Annotated in this window: 16 protein-coding genes, 1 tRNA gene and 1 pseudogene; 11 read left to right on the top strand and 7 right to left on the bottom strand. The window is 64.5% G+C overall.

Translation table 11 applies throughout. The annotated features are described in order from the left end of the window. Positions 1 to 166: 166 nt before the first annotated feature. Together BRC58_02215 and BRC58_02220 are read right to left on the bottom strand one after the other, a co-directional pair. Positions 167 to 1,063: a prenyltransferase gene (locus BRC58_02215; protein ID PSP18932.1), complete on the bottom strand. Its 897-nt coding sequence runs from the start codon at positions 1,061 to 1,063 to the stop codon at positions 167 to 169. A 31-nt stretch (positions 1,064 to 1,094) separates the two neighbouring features. Further along, positions 1,095 to 1,627, bottom strand: a pseudogene (locus BRC58_02220) (TetR family transcriptional regulator). Positions 1,628 to 1,856: 229 nt separating this feature from the next. Between BRC58_02220 and BRC58_02225 the strand changes: the two are divergent. Further along, positions 1,857 to 2,054: a hypothetical protein gene (locus BRC58_02225; protein PSP18933.1), complete on the top strand. Its 198-nt coding sequence runs from the start codon at positions 1,857 to 1,859 to the stop codon at positions 2,052 to 2,054. Positions 2,055 to 2,169: 115 nt separating this feature from the next. Here BRC58_02225 and BRC58_02230 read toward each other — a convergent pair. The 4 genes from BRC58_02230 to BRC58_02245 all read right to left on the bottom strand — a co-directional run bounded on the left by BRC58_02230 (position 2,170) and on the right by BRC58_02245 (position 4,731). Further along, a tRNA-Cys gene (locus BRC58_02230) sits at positions 2,170 to 2,240 on the bottom strand. A 351-nt stretch (positions 2,241 to 2,591) separates the two neighbouring features. Next, on the bottom strand, positions 2,592 to 3,293 hold the full coding sequence (locus tag BRC58_02235; GenBank protein PSP18934.1) for a DNA-binding response regulator: 702 nt from the start codon (positions 3,291 to 3,293) through the stop codon (positions 2,592 to 2,594). A 64-nt stretch (positions 3,294 to 3,357) separates the two neighbouring features. After that, entirely contained in the window at positions 3,358 to 4,458 is a 1,101-nt protein-coding gene (locus tag BRC58_02240; protein PSP18935.1) for a phospho-N-acetylmuramoyl-pentapeptide-transferase, read from the bottom strand. A gap of 24 nt (positions 4,459 to 4,482) precedes the next feature. Then, positions 4,483 to 4,731 (bottom strand): hypothetical protein, encoded by a 249-nt coding sequence (locus tag BRC58_02245; protein PSP18936.1) that lies wholly within the window; start codon positions 4,729 to 4,731, stop codon positions 4,483 to 4,485. Positions 4,732 to 4,877: 146 nt separating this feature from the next. On the opposite strand from BRC58_02245, the gene BRC58_02250 reads away from it, so the two are divergent. From BRC58_02250 to BRC58_02260, 3 genes are all read left to right on the top strand, one after another. Further along, a complete protein-coding gene (locus BRC58_02250; GenBank protein PSP18937.1) occupies positions 4,878 to 5,462 on the top strand; it encodes a fibrillin in 585 nt (194 codons plus the stop codon). 32 nt (positions 5,463 to 5,494) lie between these two features. Continuing rightward, entirely contained in the window at positions 5,495 to 6,262 is a 768-nt protein-coding gene (locus tag BRC58_02255; protein PSP18958.1) for a PD-(D/E)XK nuclease family protein, read from the top strand. 167 nt (positions 6,263 to 6,429) lie between these two features. After that, the gene (locus BRC58_02260; protein PSP18938.1) at positions 6,430 to 9,015 is read left to right on the top strand and encodes an AAA family ATPase; all 2,586 of its coding nucleotides are present in this window, start codon (positions 6,430 to 6,432) and stop codon (positions 9,013 to 9,015) included. Here the strand turns inward: BRC58_02260 and BRC58_02265 are convergent. Beyond that, positions 9,012 to 9,458: a peptidylprolyl isomerase gene (locus BRC58_02265; GenBank protein ID PSP18939.1), complete on the bottom strand. Its 447-nt coding sequence runs from the start codon at positions 9,456 to 9,458 to the stop codon at positions 9,012 to 9,014. The two genes, BRC58_02260 and BRC58_02265, sit on opposite strands and share 4 nt — an antisense overlap. A 101-nt stretch (positions 9,459 to 9,559) precedes the next feature. On the opposite strand from BRC58_02265, the gene recJ reads away from it, so the two are divergent. The 7 genes from recJ (at position 9,560) to sds (ending at position 20,623) form a co-directional block, all read left to right on the top strand. Then, on the top strand, positions 9,560 to 11,875 hold the full coding sequence (recJ, locus tag BRC58_02270; protein ID PSP18940.1) for a single-stranded-DNA-specific exonuclease RecJ: 2,316 nt from the start codon (positions 9,560 to 9,562) through the stop codon (positions 11,873 to 11,875). Positions 11,876 to 11,947: 72 nt separating this feature from the next. Further along, on the top strand, positions 11,948 to 14,599 hold the full coding sequence (locus BRC58_02275) for a DNA mismatch repair protein MutS (protein ID PSP18941.1): 2,652 nt from the start codon (positions 11,948 to 11,950) through the stop codon (positions 14,597 to 14,599). A gap of 112 nt (positions 14,600 to 14,711) precedes the next feature. Beyond that, a complete protein-coding gene (locus tag BRC58_02280) occupies positions 14,712 to 14,954 on the top strand; it encodes a hypothetical protein (GenBank protein ID PSP18942.1) in 243 nt (80 codons plus the stop codon). Positions 14,955 to 15,122: 168 nt separating this feature from the next. After that, positions 15,123 to 16,562, top strand: a complete 1,440-nt coding sequence (locus tag BRC58_02285) for a sodium:proton antiporter (protein ID PSP18943.1) — start codon at positions 15,123 to 15,125, stop codon at positions 16,560 to 16,562. 223 nt (positions 16,563 to 16,785) lie between these two features. Then, a complete protein-coding gene (locus tag BRC58_02290) occupies positions 16,786 to 18,627 on the top strand; it encodes an N-acetylmuramoyl-L-alanine amidase (protein PSP18944.1) in 1,842 nt (613 codons plus the stop codon). Between the two features lie 40 nt (positions 18,628 to 18,667). Beyond that, entirely contained in the window at positions 18,668 to 19,564 is an 897-nt protein-coding gene (locus BRC58_02295) for a glutamate racemase (GenBank protein PSP18945.1), read from the top strand. 87 nt (positions 19,565 to 19,651) lie between these two features. Then, a complete protein-coding gene (gene sds / locus BRC58_02300; protein ID PSP18946.1) occupies positions 19,652 to 20,623 on the top strand; it encodes a solanesyl diphosphate synthase in 972 nt (323 codons plus the stop codon). The last annotated feature ends 23 nt before the right edge of the window (positions 20,624 to 20,646 follow it).

A 20,646-nucleotide genomic window follows, 5' to 3' on the forward strand; every position in this document is an offset into this window, starting at 1 on the left:
AAGTCCGCCGACAGGATGGAAGGTGCAATAGCAAAGTTTTTTTGTGAGTTTGCCCGTGTCATAGCGGTTCGATATTCCGATAAGCCCTTCATTCGCTTAAGCATCTTAACAAAATTTTGCGCCCCTCCGAGAACCCCGGAAGCAGGTCATGGGAGGCTCGTGCGGCTCAAGCGGCCCGAACTACAGCCGCTGCCAGCGCCGGGACGAACAAGACGCCATCGATGGCAATGTCGTAGACCCAGCGCGGCGTGCGGCGATCAACGGCCCACAGATAGGCCCAACTGCAAGCCGTTGCCAGCAGCACCTCAATTTGGCAGTCGATAGCGCCATGGCGCCATCCCCAAAGCAGAGCGAGCAGCACCAGTCCATAGAGGGCGCTCAAAATGAGCTTGGTGCCGCGCACGCCTGCCAGGCAGGGCAGCGTGGTTACCCCGCTAGCGCCATCGGCATCCAAATCGCGGATGTCAAAGGCGTGCGAGTTGCACGCAATAAAGGCGAACAAAAACAGTGCCGTTAGGGTTGCTGCTTCGTCAAAATGGGCGCCAGCGTAGGCCAGCGGCAGCCCTACCGTGGCGTAGGTAAGCGTGCTGCAAACGATCCAGGCTTTGCTCCCCGGAATGTCTTTGAGGCGGTACCACTGCCGCCCGTTCTGGCTGGAGAGCGGCAATAGCGGGACGCCATAGAGCAACGGCACGATCCCCGCGCAGCTGGCGTAGCGCACCGCTGGCGGTGCCGCGACCAGCAGGTAGGCGCTTCCGGCCACCGCCACTAGTAGCAGTCCCAAAATGCCGCCGTTGTTGCGAAAGTACGCCTGAAGTTGCGGAACCGGTTGCCAGTACGCATCCAGCAGACGGTCGAGGTTGTAGGGAACGAGCGCCGTTGCAAACACCAAAGCAATGGGCCGCCAATCGAGCGCCAGGCCCATCATGAGCTGGGCGAAACCCGCTAGCGAGGCAATCGCGGCAGCAATCCAGATGCTGGGATAGACAATTCCCGTTAGGAATTGCTGGTACCCCCAAAATCCCATTCGCTTGAGCGGGCTGAGTACCAAGGAGCGGACCATCAGGAAAATCTGCGTGGGATGCCGATTCAGTTTACGCTCGGCTCGCTTGAGTCAAAGTCGCAACCAAGCGCTCGGAATCCATGGGCGTGATCGCCTCACCGTGCAGTATTTTTTGCGTCACCATAAAGTAAAAAAGCGTGCCGACAAACAGGCGCGCTGGGCTTCGGAATCGGCAATCTCGAGCTCCGGGTGACAAGCAAGGTAATAGCTGAGGCGATCAATGCCGGGTTTGGACAAGTGGCTGACAAACGTTTGGGCTAGCTCGGGAAAATGACCCGACTCGCCAATCAGCAAGCGGGCAAAGTTCATCATTTGAGGGTCGTTGCCCATCAAGTCCAATGCATGTTGGGCCAGCTGGCGCAGGACCATGCGGGGCTCGCCCTCTAACGGGAGGGGCTCAAACAGCGCGCAGAATTTCTGCTGCGCCATTTGCTGCACTAGGCGCTCGAACAAGCAGCGCTTGTCGCTGAAATAGCTGTAGATCGTGGTTTTGGAGACGCCGGCGGCAGCGGCCACGCCATCCATGCTCGTGCTGGCATAGCCATGCCTGAGGAATTCCTGCATTGCCCCTTGCAAGATGGCGGTCGCTTTATCGGTCTGAGGGGGGTGGTGCGGCTCTGGGCCATGCTAGCAGGGAACAACTTGCAGTTAAGGATGGCTTAATTATGGTAGCTTGGCGCTTGTAATAACTAAACCGTTTAGTTTAAATTGGTTGCCATCTGCTGCCAGCCGTTTGGGTCGCGCCCGGTTGGGAGCGCCCGTGTGAGCCCGAACTGTCCCGAACGAGAGTTTGATGGGCGAATCGGCACCAACGCCTCAGGAGCAACTCCCCGAAGCGGACCAGCACCCCCGGCGCCGCTTGCGGCTGCGCTGGTTGTTGCCAATGGGGTTGCTCGCCGCGGCCGGGATTGCCGGCGGCATCTGGTACTTTTGGCTGCGGCCTGAGCCCGAACCGGTGCTGCGGGTGAGCGGCCGGATCGAGGGGCACTAGCATCTGGCGCTTCCGGGCACAGCTTAGCTAGTCCCCAAGGCGGTTCGGGAGCGGCACGCTTGCAGCTTGGGGATACCCCTTAAAAGGGCTCGGCCGCCCATAGCGACCGAGCGAGAGGCGGCACCCAGATTCGAACTGGGGATAAAGGCTTTGCAGGCCCCTGCCTTACCGCTTGGCTATGCCGCCTCGCTGCCGCTGTTGATTGTAGCAAAGCCGCCGCCCGCAACCCCCTGCCAACGCGCACCGAGCCACCCCCATTTGCGGGGTGGCTCGGTGCAGCGCTCTGAGCGGCTACGCGCAGGTGCTAAATCCCTTTGCTTTGCAAGGCCATTAGGGCCAGAATGCCTAAGCTCATGGCAACGAGGGCAATCCCCAAGCCAATGGATTGACCCAAATCGTTCGAGCGCGTCGTTCGCATTTTATTAAGCTCCTTAATTATATGAGCTATTTATTCTAATCTAGGGCGAGCGACGTGCCCGCTCCTACTTCCATGCGGGCGGCGGTAACGCTTTTTAATCTAGCTTTATGTTTGTTAATTTACTCTTGCTCGAGCTCGCCGTGCTGGAGCGCGTAGCGGACGAGTTCGGTGCGGCTGTTGGTGCCGGTTTTGCTAAACAGCCGGCTGACGTATTTTTCGACGTTGCGCACGCTTGTATCGAGCTCGCGCGCAATCTCTTTATTCATTAAGCCGTCGGTGACGAGTTTGAGAACGCTGCGCTCGCGCGGGGTCAGGGCGACGGCTACATCGCGATCGGCGGTGGCGGCGCGCGATCGCTGGCCCAGCATGCCCTTGATCTCGGCAATTTGTTGGGCAATGCTATCCAACTCCGAGGACTCCACGCTGCCCTCGGTTAGGGTGCTGCGCCGCTGCAGCAAGTTCTTGATGATCGCGACAAGCTCTTCCGGCTCAAAAGGCTTGGACAGGTAGGCATCGCAACCGGCCTCATAGCCCTGGATGCGGTCGGCTGTCATGCCTTTGGCCGTCAAAAAGATCGCCGGGAGCGCCTTGAAGCGCGGATCCGCCCGCAGCTGCCGCAGGAACTCGTAGCCATCCACCTGCGGCATCATGATGTCCACAATGGCCAAATCGGGCGTCTCGTCTTGCAGTAGCTCCCACGCTTGCTGGGCATCGCTGGCGGCGCGGACGGTAAACGATTCGCCTTCTTCCAGATACGCCTTAACCGACTCGCGCAGGCCCGGTTCGTCATCGACCAGCAATAGCTTGGCTTGCTCTGCCATAGCGGTCTGCCCGCTCGCTGCTTCTCAATCTATCAACCCGAGCACCGGGCGCGCGGAGCTCCTGCTAGCGCAGAACAAACGCCAGGCCCACCAGCAGCGCTGAGAGCAGATAAAACGCCCCCACCACTTGGGTCTCCGACCACCCTGTTAGCTCCAGATGGTGGTGGAGGGGGGCCATTTTGAGCAGGCGATTGCCCCGGCCACCGGCATCTTTAGTGGCTTTGTAGTAGCCCACTTGCGCGATGGTGGAAACGGACTCGGCAAAAAACAGCCCGCTCACCACAAACAGCTCCCACAGGCTTGCCCCGGCAATCCCGACGGCTGCCAGCGCGCCCCCGAGGGCCAAAGAGCCCGTATCGCCCATGAAAGCGCGGGCCGGGTTGCGATTGTGGTAGACAAAGCCCAGGCAGCTACCGCTGGTAGCTGCACAAAAGACCGCCAGCTCGCCGGCGCTCGGCGCCACCAGCGCCCCTAGCCCCAACAGCGCAATGGCGGCAGTGCCGGCAGCCAGGCCGTCGACGCCATCGGTCAAGTTGGTGGCATTGCTCTCGGCAGCAAAAACAAACACCGCCAGCGGCCAAAACAGCGCGCCCAGCGGCAGGACCCACCCCAGCGGAAGCAATACGGCCGTCAGCCCGGTCGGCCCGGTGGCCGCCAACCACAGGCAAAACGCGATCGCCACAGCCACTTGCAGCCCCAACTTCAACCGAGGCGAGATGCCGGCATTGGAGCGCTGGCGCAGGATCTGCCAGTCGTCGCTCCAGCCAATGGCGCTGTACGCCAGCGTCACGGCCGAGACAGCCAGGACCTCGGGTGCCCCACGCGTCCAGAATACAGCCACTGCAACGGCAACCGGCACGAAAAACGCACCGCCCATGGTGGGGGTGCCGGCCTTTTGCAGGTGGGCCTGGGGCCCATCGGCTTGGACGAATTGCCCCAACCGCAAGCGCCGCAGCAGCGGAATGACCCCATAGCCTAGTCCGGCACTGAGCAGGGCAGCCACGGCGAGCGGCGCGCTCAAGATGGCGGCGCTCTCGGGCGAGGGGCCCGCTGCACGCAAGACATCGACCCCCACGGCAAAACCCCCTAGCAGGAGGGCCAGCAGGACCAACAGGGCGGTTCCGCTAGGTGTGGGAATGGCGCGGGCAAATGAATGGGCTTTCACGGCGTTGGCTGCAGGCTAAGTGGGCTACTGTTCGAGCTCGCCCAAGCTGCCCTCTTCCTGGAGGGCCGTTGAGGTGCTGAAATCGCGCTCCTCGCCTTCCATGAGCTCAACGATTTCCTCGTCTTCCTCGCGCTGCTTGTTTTCCTCTTCTACCTCGCGCGCGAGCAGGCGACCGTTGGCCTCCAGCCAGTCCAGCAGCGAGGCCTCTTGCTGCAGCGGAATCGCGCCTGCCGGTTCGTGGCGCGGCTGCTCTTTCATGGCGGGGTTGTTCATGGGCCCCTCCAGTATACGTCTCGCTCCTAACCTACCACGGGCGCCAGCCGCCGCCGGCCGGGCAAGCGGACTTCGCAAAACTTAGCGCCCGCCGGAAACAGCCGGCTGCCGCTGTAATAATTGCAGGGCGGAGCTAGGAACCGGCCATGCAGGAAAAAACGGCGTTGCTGGGGGCCATTGCCGGCCGCAACCGCGGCTTGTTAGCCGGCGAGGTCGATCGGGCCAACTTGCTATCGGCGATCGCCGGGCTCGAAGCGGTCAACCCCAACCCCGAGCCGCTCGAGCGCAGCGATCTGCTCGATGGCGACTGGCGCCTGCTCTACACCACCAGCCAAGATTTGCTGGGCTTCGATCGCTTTCCGCTGCTGCAAACCGGGACCATTTACCAGAGCATCCGCAGCGACCGGCGCCGCGTTTTCAACGTGGCCGAGTTGCTAGGGCCACCGCTGCTGGAGGGCATCTTTACGGTGCTGGCCAGCTTTGAGGCCAGCTCCAGTAACCGAGCAGACGTTCGCTTTGAGCGTGCGGTTACTGGGTTGCAGCGTGCCATGGGCTACCGCTCGCCGGGCGATTTGCTCGAGCGGCTGGAGCGGGGGGAGCGCTTTTGGCCGCTGGATTTTGACCTCCGCGATCGCGACCGGCGCGGCTGGCTCGAGACGACTTACCTGGATGAGGAGCTGCGCATCGGCCGCGGCGACAAAGGCAGCGTGTTTGTCTTGCGCAAGGAGTGAAGGGGGCGCCCGTGGCAGCAGCAACGCCCGCGATCGCGCGCCTGGCCCAGAGCCAGCTCGATTGGCTCGAGACCTGCCCGCGCCAGTTCCAGCACGCCTACCTGGACTGCTTGGGGGCATTGCCCAACCCGGCCCAGCAGGCCCGCCGCGACTGGGGCGAGCGCTTCCACCTGCTGATGCAGCAGCGCGAGCTGGGGGTACCTGTGGAGTCGTTTTTGCGCCAGGATCCCCAGCTCGAGCGCGCGCTCAACGCCCTGCTGAGCCCTGCCCCCGAGCTGTTTGCCCCACAAGCCAATACCCGCCGTGCGGTAGAGCACCGCCGCAGCCTGCGTTGGGGGCACTACCTGCTGAGTGCCATTTACGACCTGCTGGCCGTCGGGCCGGATGGCATCCAGATTGTGGATTGGAAAACCCACCTGCGGCCCCAGCCGCGAGCGAGGCTCGCCGCCGCCTGGCAGACTCGCCTATACCGCTACATCCTGGCTGAGACAGCCGATTGCGCGCCCGAGCGCATCACCATGACCTACTGGTTTGTGGGCGCGCCCGCGGGCCCGAGCTCGGTTCGCTTTGACTACAGCCAGCAGCAGCACGCCCAAACCGGCCGCGAGCTGCAAGCCCTGCTGGAGCAGCTGGATGCGTGGTGGACCGCCTACCGCGATCGCGGCGTTCCCTTCCCGCAGGTGCCCGAGGAAGAAGGACACTGCACCGCTTGCCGCTTTGCGGCGCGCTGCCAGCGATCCCCGCAAGCAAGCGAGCCCGAGGCGAGCAATTGGGCCTCGGTTGGCGAAGTGGCACCTTGACGGGCGCTAGCGACTGCGCGTGGCAAAAAACAGCGCTGCCAGCACGATGGTCCCCAGCAGCGCCAGCGGCACCCAGAGCTCGGCAACCTCAATCGCCATACGGCCCCAACTCGTCACTCGGCAAGCGCGCAAATAAGATATAGACTACCGTTTTTCTGGCCTCAGCCGTGCCCTTTCCCGATGTCGTTACGTGGCTGCAGGAGCGGACTGCCCTGAGCCTACTGTCCGAGGAAGTCCTGAGCGCCATTGCCCCTTTTGTCGAGCAGCGCCGCGCCCCAGCCCACCAGCACCTGGTCGTCGAGAACAAGCGGCCGGTGGGCCTCTACATTCTCAAATCCGGGCAGCTCGAGAGCAACAAGCCCGATCGCATTGCCCAGCTCAGCCCGGCCCAAACCGGCCAGACCGTGAACTTGCTGCCGGGGGCGCTGATCAACTTCCAGCCGCTGCTGCTGGATCAGCCCACCCGCGAGACAGTGGTAACCCAAAGCGACTGCGAGCTGCTGTTCGTTCCGGCTGCCCAGTTCAAGGCGCTGGTCTCGCAGTACCCCGAAATCTCGCGCGTTTTCTCGCAGCAGCTAGCCCAAGACTTGGCGCAGGTTTCGTCGCAGCTGAGCTTCGAGCAGGAGCGCGCCTACATCCTGCGTCCCTACCTGGTCACCAAAGCCAAACGCGGGATCGTCGGGCGCAGCCGCTACGCCGTGCGGCTGCGGCAGGAGATCCAGCAGGCGTCGCAGGAGCGCCAGTCCGTGCTGATCTTCGGCGAGCCCGGCCTAGAAAAAGACAACAAAGCGGCCCTGATTCACTTTGGCTCCCCTTACCGGCGCGAGCCCGCAATCAATGTGGACTGCAGCAAGCTCCAGACCAGCGGTGCCGAACTGTTCGGCTGCGCCGGGGGTAAGCCGGGCCTAATTGAAGCGTTGGGGGAGGGAACCCTGGCGCTCAACAACAGCCACGAGCTGCCGCAAGAGCTGTACGAGCCCATTGCCGAGCTGCTCAAAACTGGCACCTATACGCCGGTCAACCGACCGGGTGCGCCGCCGGCGCAAAAGCAAACCTGCCACGCGCGCATCATCCTGATCTCGGAAAGGACCGTTCCGGCGCTGGACCCGCTAGTGGGGCGCACGATCAAAGTTCCGCCGCTGCGGGTACGCAAAGCCGATCTCGACGATCAGCTCAAGTACTACATCAACCTGATCTGCCGCTCCAAGGGCGTGCCCAAGCCCCGCATCACCGCTGAGGCATTGCGGCAGCTGCAGGACTACGACTTCCCCAACAACCTTAGCGAGCTGGCCAACCTCGCCGAACGCGCGGTCGTTCAGCTGCAGGGAACCACGGAGCTAACCGAGGAGATCCTGTGGCCCTCGCGCAGCAAGCAAAAGCGGCTGCGGCTGAACCTGTTTAACGCCTCGCCCAGCTTTCGCCGCTTTCTGCGCAGCCCCTGGTGGCCGGACCGGCTCAACTATTGGGTCATCCTGCCGCTGTACACGCTCGTGGTCGTCCTGATGTTTGTTGGCCCCCAAACGCGGGACCAAAACATCGGCCTCAACCTGTTCTGGGCTTGGTGGTGGCCGCTAATCCTGTTGGGCTTTCCCTTTGTCGGCCGCCTCTGGTGCGCCATTTGCCCGTTCATGATCTACGGAGAGATTACCCAAAAACTCTCGCTGTGGTTGGTGCCGCGCCAGCTCAAACGCTGGCCCCGCCAGTCCGCCGAGAAGTGGGGCGGCTGGTTTCTGTTTGGGCTGTTCGCGCTCATTTTGCTGTGGGAAGAGCTCTGGGAGCTGGAGAATACGGCCTACCTGTCGGCCTGCCTGCTGCTGCTGATCACCGCCGGGGCCATGATCTTCTCGGCCATTTTCGAGCGCCGGTTCTGGTGCCGCTACCTTTGCCCCATCGGCGGCATGAACGGCATGTTTGCCAAGCTCTCGATCGCCGAGCTGCGGGCACAGCAAGGCACGTGCTCGGCCGAGTGCACCACGTACCAGTGCTACAAGGGCGGCCCGGCCAAGGGCGAAGGGCAAGAGACCATGGGCTGCCCGCTCTACTCGCACCCGGCCCAGATGCAGGACAACCGCGACTGCGTGCTCTGCATGACCTGCCTCAAGGCCTGCCCCCACCGCTCGGTGGAGCTCAACCTGCGCCCGCCGGGGATCGAGCTCTGGACCACGCACAAGCCCCGCAGCTATGAGGTGGCCCTGATGCTGCTGCTGCTAGGGGCTGTCTTTCTGCACCGCCTGCCTGCCGTTCGAGCCCAGCTGGGCCTGGAGCTGAATTTGGAGCCGTTTGGCATGCACGCGCTGGGCGCGGTGGCAGCCCTGAGCCTGCCCGCCGCGATTCCGCTGCTGGCTTACAGCGCCATTCAGGGCACCTACCGGGCGGTCAAACGGCTGGCGCCCAAGGCCAACCCCATCCGGCTCAAGCCGCGCCCGTTTGGGGAACTGGCGTACGGCTACCTGCCGCTGGTGCTGGCAGCCAACCTGGCGCATTACATTCCCTACGGTTTGGGCGAGGCGGGGCGCATCCTGCCGGTGGGCTTTGCCACCTTCGGGCTGAACGGTACAGGACTGCCTGTTGCCGTCGCCCACCCGGCCGTGATTGCCTTTTTGCAAGCCCTGACGCTCATTGCCGGTGTCTGGCTGAGCGTCTGGCTAACGCACAAGATCGCCCGCCAGCCGCTGCGCGCGCTGCTGCCGCAGCACGTGGCTGCCTTTGCCCTGGGCTCGGGCGTTTGGTTGGTGGTAATTGAAGCGAGCTAGCTGACCTCGAGCAGCTCGAGATCGAAGTACAGGTCCTGCCCGGCTAGGGGGTGATTGGCATCCAGAGTGACGGTTTGCTCGGCGACCTCGGTGATGCGAACGGGCATGGGGTCTTGCCCTTCCTGCCGGATTTGCAGCTGCTCGCCCACTTGCAGATCGATTCCTTCGGGGATGCGCTCGCGCTCGACTTGCAGCACCATTTCGTCGCGGTAGGGACCGTAGGCGTTATCGGCCGGAACGTGCAGGTTTTGCTTGACCGACTTGCTGGCATCGGCAGAATCCATGCCTTCCACGGCCTGTTCGACCCCGGGGATGATCTCGCCCTGGCCGAGGGTGAACTCCAGCGGCTCGCCGCGCTCTTTGGAAGAGTCGAACTGCGTGCCGTCCTCAAGCTTGCCCGTATAGTGAACTTTGACCGTGCTGCCTTGCTGTGCCTCTGCCATGGTTGCCTCGTGCGTGGGGGCGACGCCCGCTGGGCGTTGCGCTGCGGACGTTGTGCTGGCAGCCTAACACGGCCGCCACTGCCCCTAGGAGCCGATCACGCATGAGCGTCTCCCAGCGCTGGCAACTGCCGCCGAGTGAGCTCCCGCCGGATGAATTTGTGGCGGCCGTGCGCGAGTGCGCGCCGCAGGCGGGCGCGCGCACGGCCCAGCTGCTGTGGCAGCGTGGCCTGCGCGATCGCCACCGCGTGGCGGGGTTTTTGGACCCGGCGCGCTACCAACCCAGCCCGCCCTCCGCGCTGGATCCCGAAATGGCGCGCGCCGTCCGGCGCATCGGGCAGGCCCACGCCGCAGGCGAGCGAGTTGCCATCTGGGGCGATTTCGATGCGGATGGCCTAACCGCCACCAGCGTGCTCTGGGAAGGGCTGGGGCAGTGGTTCGCGCCGCACCAGCAGCTGCGCTACACCATTCCCAACCGCTTGAGCGAGTCCCACGGGCTCAACCGCGCCGGCATTGCAGCGCTGGCGCAGTGGGGCGCAACGCTGCTGGTGACCTGCGATACCGGCAGCAGCGACAGCGAGAGCCTGGCCTACGCGCAATCGCTGGGGCTGGATGCCATCGTTACCGACCACCACACGCTCCCCGAGCAGCGACCGCCAGCAACCGCGATCGTCAATCCGCGCTACCTGCCCCAGGCACACCCGCTGCAGCCGCTCTCGGGGGTGGCCGTGGCCTACAAACTGATGGAAGCGCTCTACGCACAGCCCCCAAGGCCGCCGCAGCAGTCGCTCCAGTCGCTGCTGGATTTGGTGGCCGTTGGCTTAATTGCCGATCTGGTCGAGCTGCGCGACGATGCCCGCTATTTAGCCCAGCAGGGCATCCGCCAGCTGCAGCACCAAGCGCAACAGGGCACGCGCCCCGGCATTGCCCGCTTGCTGCGGCTCTGCCAGCGCCACGGCGATCGCCCCACCGACATTGCCTTCGGCCTGGGACCGCGGATCAATGCCGCCAGCCGCGTTCTGGGCGATGCCAGTTTCTGCATCGAGCTGCTGACCGGGCGAGGGGCCCAGTCCTGCCACGCGTTGGCCGAGCGCGCCGATTTGGCTAACACGCGCCGCAAAGAGCTGCAGCGAACGATTGCGAGCGATGTCCGCCGCAAGCTGGCCCACTGCGATCTCTCCACTACCGCCGCGATCGTGCTGCAAGACCCGCAGTGGGTCAGCGGCCTTTTGGGCCTCGTCGCCGGCCAGATTGCCGAGGAATTCGGCCGCCCCACCCTGCTGCTTACCACTGGCGATGGCCTGCAAGGGGACCAGGGCGAGCCCCTGGCACGGGGATCGGCCCGCTCGGTGGGCGGCCTCGATCTCTACCAGCTCGTGCGCGAGCAGTCCCACTTGCTGCACCAATTCGGTGGGCATCCGCTCGCTGCCGGGCTGAGCCTGCCCGCGCGCAACGTGCCGCTGTTGGCCCAGGCCTTGGACCGCCAACTGCGGCAGCACTGGCAGCGCAGTGCGGGCGAGCTGGCGCCGCGGCTGGCGATCGATCTCACCGTGACGGCCGATGCGCTGGGGCAAGCGCTGTTTGGCGAGCTCAAACTGCTCGAGCCCTTCGGCATGGGCAATCCCGCGCCCAAGCTGCTGGTGCGCGATTGCTGGTTCGCGCAACTGCACCAGCACAACCTCGAGGATGCGACCGGCCGCAAAATCCGCTACATTCGCACGACGTTTCGGCTTTGCGATCGCTCGGCACCGCAGGGTGTGCCCGGGGCCTGGTGGGGCCACTACCGGCACGAGCTGCCGGCTAGCGATCACTGCGACGCTGTCGTCGAGCTAGCCTATAACGCGGCCCAAAAGCGCTACGACGTGCGCTTGCTGGCCGTGCGCGCCAGCACTGCCGATTCCGCGCCGGCGCAGGGGCAAGGGCGCGGCTGGCTGTGGGACTGGCGCGAAGGCACCGAGCGCTGCCAAGCCGGCATCGAGCCCCTGATCTTGCGCACCTGCCCGGCCAGTTGGGCTGCCCTGCAGGTGCAGCTGCGAGCAGCCATCGCCCAGCAGCGTCCGCTAGCGCTGGCCTACAGGCCGCCGCATGAGGCAGCCCCCGAGCGGGTCTGGCAGCAGCTGTTGGGGATTGCCCGCTACCTGGCGCGCACGGGCGAAGCCGTGGCGCGATCACGCCTGTGCCAGCGACTGGAGTTGGAGGAGGGGGGCCTGGATCTGGGGCTGGCGGCCTTGCGCGAGCTGGGCATCAGCTTAGAGGCCTCCGAGCGGGTCCTGAGCGTGCGCCAGCTACCGTCACCTGCCGCGCCGGCTGACGGCTGCGTTGCGGCCTTTCAGCAAGCGGTAGCCGAAACCCGCTTCCGGCAGCAGTACTTTTGCCAGGCGCCGCTTGCCTCGCTGCAAGCCGCGCTGGAGCTGGACTAGCCAGCGGGCTTCGGTGCTCGCGGGCGCCTTGCGGTAAGGTCATGGCCAGATGACGACCGCTTGCCATCGCTGATGAGCGCCTCCCCCGAGCCAGCGCAACCCGCGGAGAGCAAAGCCGCGCAAGCGGCCCGCAACGCCGACTACACCCAGCTCGATTTCGACAAGCTGACGCCCATGATGCGTCACTACATCGAGCTTAAGGAGCAGTACCCGCACGCGCTGCTGCTCTATCGGGTGGGCGACTTTTTTGAAGCGTTTTTTACCGATGCCATTACGGTCGCGCGCGAGCTCGAGCTCGTCCTAACCAGCAAGGAAGGGGGCAAAGCAATCGGGCGCGTTCCCATGACGGGAGTGCCCCACCATGCCCTCGAGCGCTACAGCCGGTTATTGGTGGAACGCGGCTACGCCATCGTCGTTTGCGATCAGGTGGAGGATGCTGCCCAAGCAGCCGCCGAAAACCGCATGGTGGCGCGCCAGGTTACGCGGTTGCTGACCCCCGGCACCGTCATGGAAGACGAGATGCTGTCCGCGCGCCGCAACAACTTTTTGGCGGCGGTGGTCCTGGCAGGCGAGCACTGGGGGCTGGCCTACGCCGACATCTCCACCGGCGAGTTTTTGACCACCCAATCGCGCGATCGCGAGGCGCTGCAGCTGGAGTTGCAGCGCCTGCAACCCGCTGAGGTCTTAGTTCCCACCGACGCGCCAGACTGGCACGGACTGCTGCGTCCGGGCGAGCGCTCCCAGGCCCTGCCCGATTGCCTGCCGGAGGCATTTTGCTACACCCCGCGCCCGCAAGCCCCCTTCGAGCAGGCCGAGGCCCGCCAGCGATTGCTGCAGCAGTTCCAGCTGCGATCGCTGGAGGGCATGGGCTGCGAGCACCTGCTGTTGGGCGTGCGCGCCGCCGGCGGCCTGCTGGAGTACCTGGAGAGCACCCAGAAGGCCCATCGCGTGCCGCTGCAACCCATTCGGAGCTACGCGCTCGCCGAGTACCTCATCCTGGATGCCCAAAGCCGCCGCAACCTGGAGATCGCCCAAACGGCACGCGATGGCACCTTTGCCGGCTCGCTGCTTTGGGCCCTGGATCGCTGCCGCACGGCCATGGGCAGCCGGACCCTGCGCCGCTGGCTGCTGCAACCGCTGCTCGACATTCCCAGCATCCAGGCGCGCCAGGACACCATCCAGGAACTGGCCGATGGCAACGCCTTGCGCGAGGACCTGCAGCAGCAGCTGCGGCAACTCTCCGATCTGGAGCGGCTGACGGGCCGGGCCGGGGCCGGCACAGCCAACGCCCGCGAACTGGCGGGGCTGGCCGAGTCGCTGGTGCGCTTGCAGGCGCTGAGCTCGCTGGCCGCCCAGGGCAGCTCGCCTTACCTGCACGCCCTGCACGCGCTGCCGCCCGAGCTGGAGCAGCTGGGCCAGCGCATCCTGGACCATTTGGTCGATTCGCCCCCGCAGCAAGTCCGCGAGGGCGGGTTGATCCGCGAGGGCGTCCGCGACGAGCTCGACCGCCGGCGGGCCGCCGTGCGCGACGACCAGAACTGGATTGCCAACCTCGAAGCCAGCGAGCGGGAGCGTACCGGCATTGCCAACCTCAAAGTGGGCTACAACAAAACCTTTGGCTACTACATCGGCCTGCCGCGCAGCAAAGCCGCGCACGCCCCGGCCGACTACGAGCGCAAGCAAACCCTCACCAACGAAGAACGCTACGTCACTGCCGAGCTCAAAACGCGCGAGGCGCGCATTCTCAACGCGCGCGAGGAGCTGGATCGGCTCGAGTACGAGATCTTTGCCGAGCTGCGCGCCGAGGTGGGCCAGCACGCCCAAACCATCCGCGATGTTGCCCAGGCTGTCGCCGCGCTCGACGTGCTGGCGGGGCTGGCCGAGGTGGCCGTCCATCAAGGCTACTGCCGCCCGCAGATGAGCGCCGAGCGCCCCCTCGAAATTGCGGACGGGCGCCACCCAGTGGTGGAGCAATCGCTGCCGGCCGGCTTTTTTGTGCCCAATGGGACGGCGCTGGGGAGCGAGCAGGCACCGGATGCCATCATCCTCACTGGCCCCAATGCCAGCGGCAAAAGCTGCTACCTGCGCCAGGTGGGGCTGATCCAGCTCATGGCTCAGACCGGCAGCTTCGTGCCGGCCAGCCAAGCCCGGCTGGGGATCTGCGATCGCATCTTTACCCGCGTGGGCGCCGTCGACGACCTCACTACCGGGCAATCCACCTTCATGGTGGAGATGAACGAAACGGCCAACATTCTCAACCACGCCACGGCGCGATCGCTGGTGCTGCTGGATGAGATCGGCCGCGGCACGGCCACCTTCGACGGGCTCTCCATTGCCTGGTCGGTTGCGGAGTACCTAGCCACCGAGCTGCGCGCGCGCACGCTGTTTGCCACTCACTACCACGAGCTCAACGAGCTAGCCAACTGGCTGCCTAACGTGGCCAACTACCGCGTCACGGTCAAAGAACTCCCCGACCGGATTGTGTTTTTGCACCAGGTGCAGCCTGGGGGCGCCGATCGCTCCTACGGCATCGAGGCCGGTCGTTTGGCCGGGTTGCCGGGCCCCGTCATCGAGCGCGCCCAACAAGTCATGCACCAGATCGAAAAGCACAGCCGGATTGCGCTGGGCTTGCGCAAGAGCCTGGGCGCCCAGACCGGATCTGCGGCCTCCTGCAACGGCGACGGGCAGCAGCTCGATATTTTCGGCGGCGATGGCATGCCTTAAAAAGAACAGATTTAGAAATATTGAGCCAAGGCGCAATCCCTCAGTGCCGCTCGAGTGGCGTGTTAGGCTTGCCAACCAGAGTTCGGCGTCCATCTGAGGAGAGGAGAACGCTGTGGACTGGCAAACGCACTCCGCCGCCAACCAAGCCACCGACGACATTCGCGACTACGTTGCCCAGCTCCAAGTTCATATGTCGCTGCAGGCGCGCAACCTCGTTCCGGCGCTGACCGAGGCGCGCGATAGCCGCGAGCAGCTGCTGCAACAGGCGCAAGCCGACCTTGAAAAAATGACCTCACGCCATGCCAACGGCAGCACGGCCCTGTGGCAAACCGATTTCTGCTCGCTAGAGCGCTAAACCAAGGCGCCAGCCACCCCCCTAATTGGCATCAAAGCAGGCAATTTGCCTGCTTTTTTTGTATTGGCAATCCCTACCGCGAGCTGCAACCATAACGGCCAGTCGCGCTCGGGGGCTGTACCACCGAGCGCGACTGGACTGCGTGCAAACCCAAATCCTGCTTTTGCCATGAGCGCGCTAACGAGTTGGGCCTATCGCTTCGAGCCGTGCATTTTGGCAGCAGCCGAGGGCGGCGAATCGGCCGACGGCACCGTGGTGCTAGCCGGCGTGCTGCTGAGCCTGATCGCGGTTTATCTGGCCAGCAAGGCTGGCGGCGAGCTTTGCGCGCGCCTCAACTTGCCCTCGGTGCTGGGCGAGCTCCTCGGCGGCGTTGTCGTGGGCGTATCGGCGCTACAAGTTCTGGTTTTCCCCGAGGCCGGAGCCTCGGCGCAAGATTCGCTTATCATGCGCCTGCTGGCAGCCACCACCGACCTCGATTTAGCCGATGCGGATGCCGCGTTCGCCGCGCAGAGCGAGGTTATTACCATCCTGTCGGAGTTGGGGGTGGTCATTTTGCTGTTCGAGATCGGGCTGGAATCCGATCTCAAGGAACTGCTGCGCGTGGGACCGCAAGCAGCCCTGGTGGCGATTGTGGGCGTGGTGGCACCTTTTGCAGGCGGAACGGCGGGCCTGTTTTATTTGTTTGACGTTCCGGCCATCCCAGCGATTTTTGCCGGCGCTGCCCTGACCGCGACCAGCATCGGCATCACGGCCAAGGTCTTAGCCGAGCTGGGCCAGCTAAACGCCCAGGAAGGCCGCATCATCATTGGCGCGGCCGTGCTGGATGACATTCTGGGCGTCATCATCCTGGCCGTCGTCGCCAGCCTGATCAAAACCGGCGACGTTCAGGTGGGCAACATTGTCTATTTGGTGGCGAGCGCGGGCGTGTTTTTGGTGGGCGCCATTTTGCTGGGCCGCCTCCTTAGCCCCTATTTCGTCAGCTTGGTCGATGAGATGAACACCCGCGGCCAGCTACTGCTGATGTCGCTAGTGGTGGCATTCGGCTTGGCCTACGTGGCAACCGCCATCCAGCTCGAGGCCTTGTTGGGCGCGTTTGCCGCCGGGCTGATCCTGGCCGAGACCGAGAAGCGCCAGCCTCTAGAAGAACAGATCGTGCCCGTGGCGGATGTCTTTGTGCCAGTCTTTTTTGTCTGCGTTGGGGCCAAAACCGATCTGAGCGTCCTCAACCCGGCCGTGCCCAGCAACCGCGAAGGGTTGATCCTGGCTGCCTTTTTGATTTTGGTCGCCATTTTGGGCAAGGCGATCGCCGGCTACGCCATCGTCGGCCAGCCCGAGACCGACAAACTGGCCATTGGCATAGGCATGGTGCCGCGCGGCGAGGTGGGGTTGGTGTTTGCCGGCATTGGCTCCTCCAGCGGTGCCCTATCCGAGTCCACGGATGTTGCCATCGTGGTCATGGTGATCGTGACGACCTTTATTGCGCCGCCGCTGTTGCGCCTGGTTTTCCCGCAAGCGCCCGCCGAAGCGGCCGAGGCGGAGCAAGCGGCCCCCTCACCGGCCGCCCCGACAGCCGAGAGCGAAGAAACGGCCCAGCAAGATCGCAAGTAGGCCCCCCTACTGGCGATCGCGTGCGTTAAGATTGCGTTCGATTTGCAATCGCCTGGAACGGTTGGCCAGCCGCAGCAGTCGGTCGTTCTTTGGGAGATTGGGCAGATGGCACATCGCTGTTGGGATAGCAGCATTCTCAAATTCCCCTATCGGTGTTAAGACAGAACTCGGCCAAGCACGTCCGTGCGAGCGCGCAGGCTCTATCGTTTGGTGAGGAGTGAGATTGGTTAGCTATCGCTGGCTGCTGCTTGGGTGCCTGGGGGCGCTGCTAGCGCCGGCCCCTGCCGAGGCCGGCGGCTTAATGTACTGGCGCTTCGAGCAGAGCAAGCAGCAGCTGACGTTCCGCACTGAAGAGGGCGTCCAGCCTAAAGCGCAGCTCATTACCAACCCCACCCGCGTCGTCATCGATTTGCCCGGGACGAAGCTGGAGCGCCCCACGGTAAACGACCCCGTAGGCGGCGCTATCCGCGAGGTGCGCCTCGGCCAGTACGACGAGCAGACCACTCGCATCGTTGTTGAGCTCAAATCTGGCTATACGATCGACCCCGAGAAGGTCCAAATCCGCGGCTACACGCCCCGGCGCTGGTCAGTCACGCTGCCCGAGCCGCAAAAGCGCGAGGTGTCGCTGCCCTCAGCTTCGCCATCCGGCAGCAGCGATGCAACGGCCAACCGCCTGCCAGCGAGCTTGCAAGTCACCCAGCAGGGGTTGTTCCTCAATCTCAATGGCAATTCGCCGGATGAGGTCAACATCAGCCGCGCCCAGGGCGGCAAGCGCTTCGATGTTGCCCTCAAAGGCACCCAGCTTCCCGAGGACTTAGCCGGCCAGACCTTCCCCATCAACCGCCACGGTGTGGCCGAGATACGCTTCTTGCAGCAAGATGGGGCCACCGCGATCGCGCGCTTGCAACTGACCCAGGCTGCGGACCGCGGCGCTTGGCAAGCCTCTTACAGCGAGGTGGGCGGTTTGGTGTTGCTTCCGCCCCCGGGCGGCAACACCGGCAGCGGGGCTTCGCTCGAGGCCGTCGAGCGTTCGGCGCCAGGGGCAGAGCCGGCAACCATCCAATCCGTGCAGCTCTCGGGGCCCGGCGATCGCATCCTGATTCGAGCGGATGGCCCCCTCGGCGCCCAAAGCAGCGCGCGTGACGATAGCGGCGGCTATACCATTACTTTGCCCCAAGCCCAACTAGACGCCTCAGTCCAGGGTCCCAACCTGACCGAAGACAGCCCCATCGCGCGCCTACAACTGCGACAGCAAGATAGCGACACGGTTGCCGTCCGCGTGGGGCCCAAGCCAGGGGTCAGCATCGGCGACATTGACCGGCCGCGCGAGGGGACTTTGGCGCTCAAGCTAGAGCGAACGCCCACGCGCCGCTCCATAGCCGTCCCCGAGCCCGAACGCTTGATTCAGGTGGCCGAGGGCGGCTCGGGAGGCAACAACACCCAGCAGCAACGTTCCAACTCAGCCCAATCCAGCCAGGCCAATAAACCCAAACCCTCCGAGGTCATCGAGCAAAACGTGCTCGTCATGCTCGATCCCGGCCACGGCGGCAAGGACCCGGGCGGGCGAGGCATCGGCGGTCTCTCCGAGATCGATGTGGTGGGCGACATTGCCAAGCATGCCGCGCGCAAGATGCAGCAGGCCGGCATTAGCATTCGCCTCACCCGGGATGACAACTACTTTGTCAGCCTCGAGCGGCGCGCCGAGATGGCCAACCGGCAGGATGCCGATCTGTTCGTCAGCATCCACGCCAACACCATGGCCGCCAATCGCCCCGACGTTAACGGCATTGAGGTCTATCACTACGACTCGAGCGGCACGGGCAAGTGGCTGGCCAAAAACATCCACCAGCAGATTCTGCGCAACATCGATGTCACCGATCGGGGCTTGCAGACCGCCAACTTCTACGTTCTGCGCAACACGGCCATGCCCGCTGTCCTGGTGGAGACCGGCTTTTTGACGGGGCGCCAGGATGCCCGCCGGTTGAAGGACCCGCAGTACCGCCGCCGAATGGGCGAGGCGATCGCGCAAGGCATTCTGCAGTACGTGCAGCAGGCCGACTTTTAGGGGCGCCTGCCGCGCTAGGCGTGACTGTCGTTAGCTGTTGATGCCATCGCTTGGTTCTTCCCAACTCGAGCTGCGCGCTTCCGAGGCCGGCGCCGATCCCAACGCCCGCATTGGCATTTTTGACAGCGGCGTGGGCGGCATCACCGTGCTTCGCGAGCTCTACCGGCACTTGCCAGCCGAATCCGTGCTCTACTTTGCCGATACGGCGCGGCTCCCCTACGGCACGCGATCGCAGGCTGAGATCGTCCAGTTCGCGCGCGAGATCCTCCACTGGATGGTGGCCCAGCACGTCAAAATTGCCATCATGGCGTGCAACACCTGCTCGGCGCTCGCGCTCGAGGTGGTGCGCCACGAGTTCGACATTCCCATTTTGAGCCCGATTGCACCTGCTTCCCAAGCCGCTGTCGCGCAGGGGGGCCGCATCGGAACCATTGCCACCCCAGCCACGGCCGCCAGCAACGCCTACAAGCGCGCCATCCACGCGATCGACAGCAGCGCTTCCGTGTGGCAGGTGGGCTGCCCGGAGTTCGTCCCGCTGGTGGAGCAAAACCGCATCACCGACCCCTACGCCTATCGCATCGCGCAGCAGTATCTGGCGCCGCTGCAGGCGCGCGGCATCAACACGCTCATCTACGGCTGCACGCACTACCCCCACCTCGCTCCCGTGCTGCAGGCCATCCTCGCGCCCCAGGTGCGCACCATCGATCCGGCCCATCACGTGGTGGCGCTCGCCGAGCGCGAGCTCGCGCAGCGGAACCTCAAAAGCACCCACCCTGCCCAGCCCACGCGCTTCTGCGTTAGCGGCTCGCCCCAACAGTTCGCGCAACTGTCGCGCCAATGGCTGGGATGTATCCCCCAAGTGGAGCGCGTCGATTTGGCTGCGACCCGTCCGGTGCCGTTCCCGTCGGCCAGCGGCGCGAAGTCCGCGGCCGAATGAGGGCGGAGGGACAACGCGCCACTAGCTTAGAATTGGAAGCACGTATGTAAATTTTCATAACGACCGCCGCGCTGGATGGGCCCATCGATGACCTCCGTCGCCTCGCTGCTAGCGCCCGTTGAAGCGGACCTGCGCCTGCTGGCCGATAACCTCAAGTCCTTGGTGGGGACGCGCCATCCCATCTTGAGCGCGGCAGCCGAGCACTTGTTCGGCGCGGGCGGCAAGCGCATGCGGCCCGCGATCGTCTTGCTAGTCTCGCGCGCGACTGCAACGGCCGATGACATCACGCCGCGGCACCGGCGCCTGGCCGAGATCGCCGAGATGATCCACACCGCCAGCCTGGTTCACGATGACGTTGTCGATGAAGCCCCAACGCGGCGCAACGTCGCCACCGTCAACCACCTGTTCGGCAACCGCGTGGCCGTGCTGGCCGGCGATTTTTTATTCGCCCAGTCATCGTGGTATCTGGCCAATCTGGACAATCTGGATGCGGTCAAGCTGCTCTCGGAGGTCATTCGCGACTTCGCCGAAGGCGAGATCCAGCAGGAGCTGAGCCAGTTCGACACCAGCCAGTCGATCGCGGCCTACCTACAAAAAAGCTATTTCAAAACGGCCTCGCTGATGGCCAACAGCGCCAAAGCGGCCGGCTTGCTCAGCGGGGTCAGCAGCAGCACGGCCGAGCAGCTCTACTGCTACGGGCGCGATTTTGGCTTAGCTTTCCAGATCGTGGACGACATTTTGGACCTGACGGCCTCTAGCGAGGTGCTAGGCAAACCGGCGGGCTCGGATTTGGCGGGCGGCAACCTGACCGCACCAGTGCTTTACGCCCTGGAGGAAGTGCCCGAGCTGCAGTCGCTTTTGGCCCGCAAGCTAGCTCAATCGGGCGATCTCGAGCGCGCCATGGACTTGGTCAATGCCAGCAACGGCATCGCGCGCGCGCGCGAGCTGGCCCACCAGCACGTTCGCCAAGCCATGCAAGCACTGGAGGCACTCGAGCCATCGCAACCGCGGCAAGCATTGCTGGAGCTGGGCGACTACGCCGTCGGGCGCCTGTACTGAGCCGCCGCCTGGCCGATCACGGC

Source organism: Cyanobacteria bacterium QS_8_64_29 (assembly GCA_003022125.1).
GTDB lineage: Bacteria > Cyanobacteriota > Cyanobacteriia > Cyanobacteriales > Rubidibacteraceae > QS-8-64-29.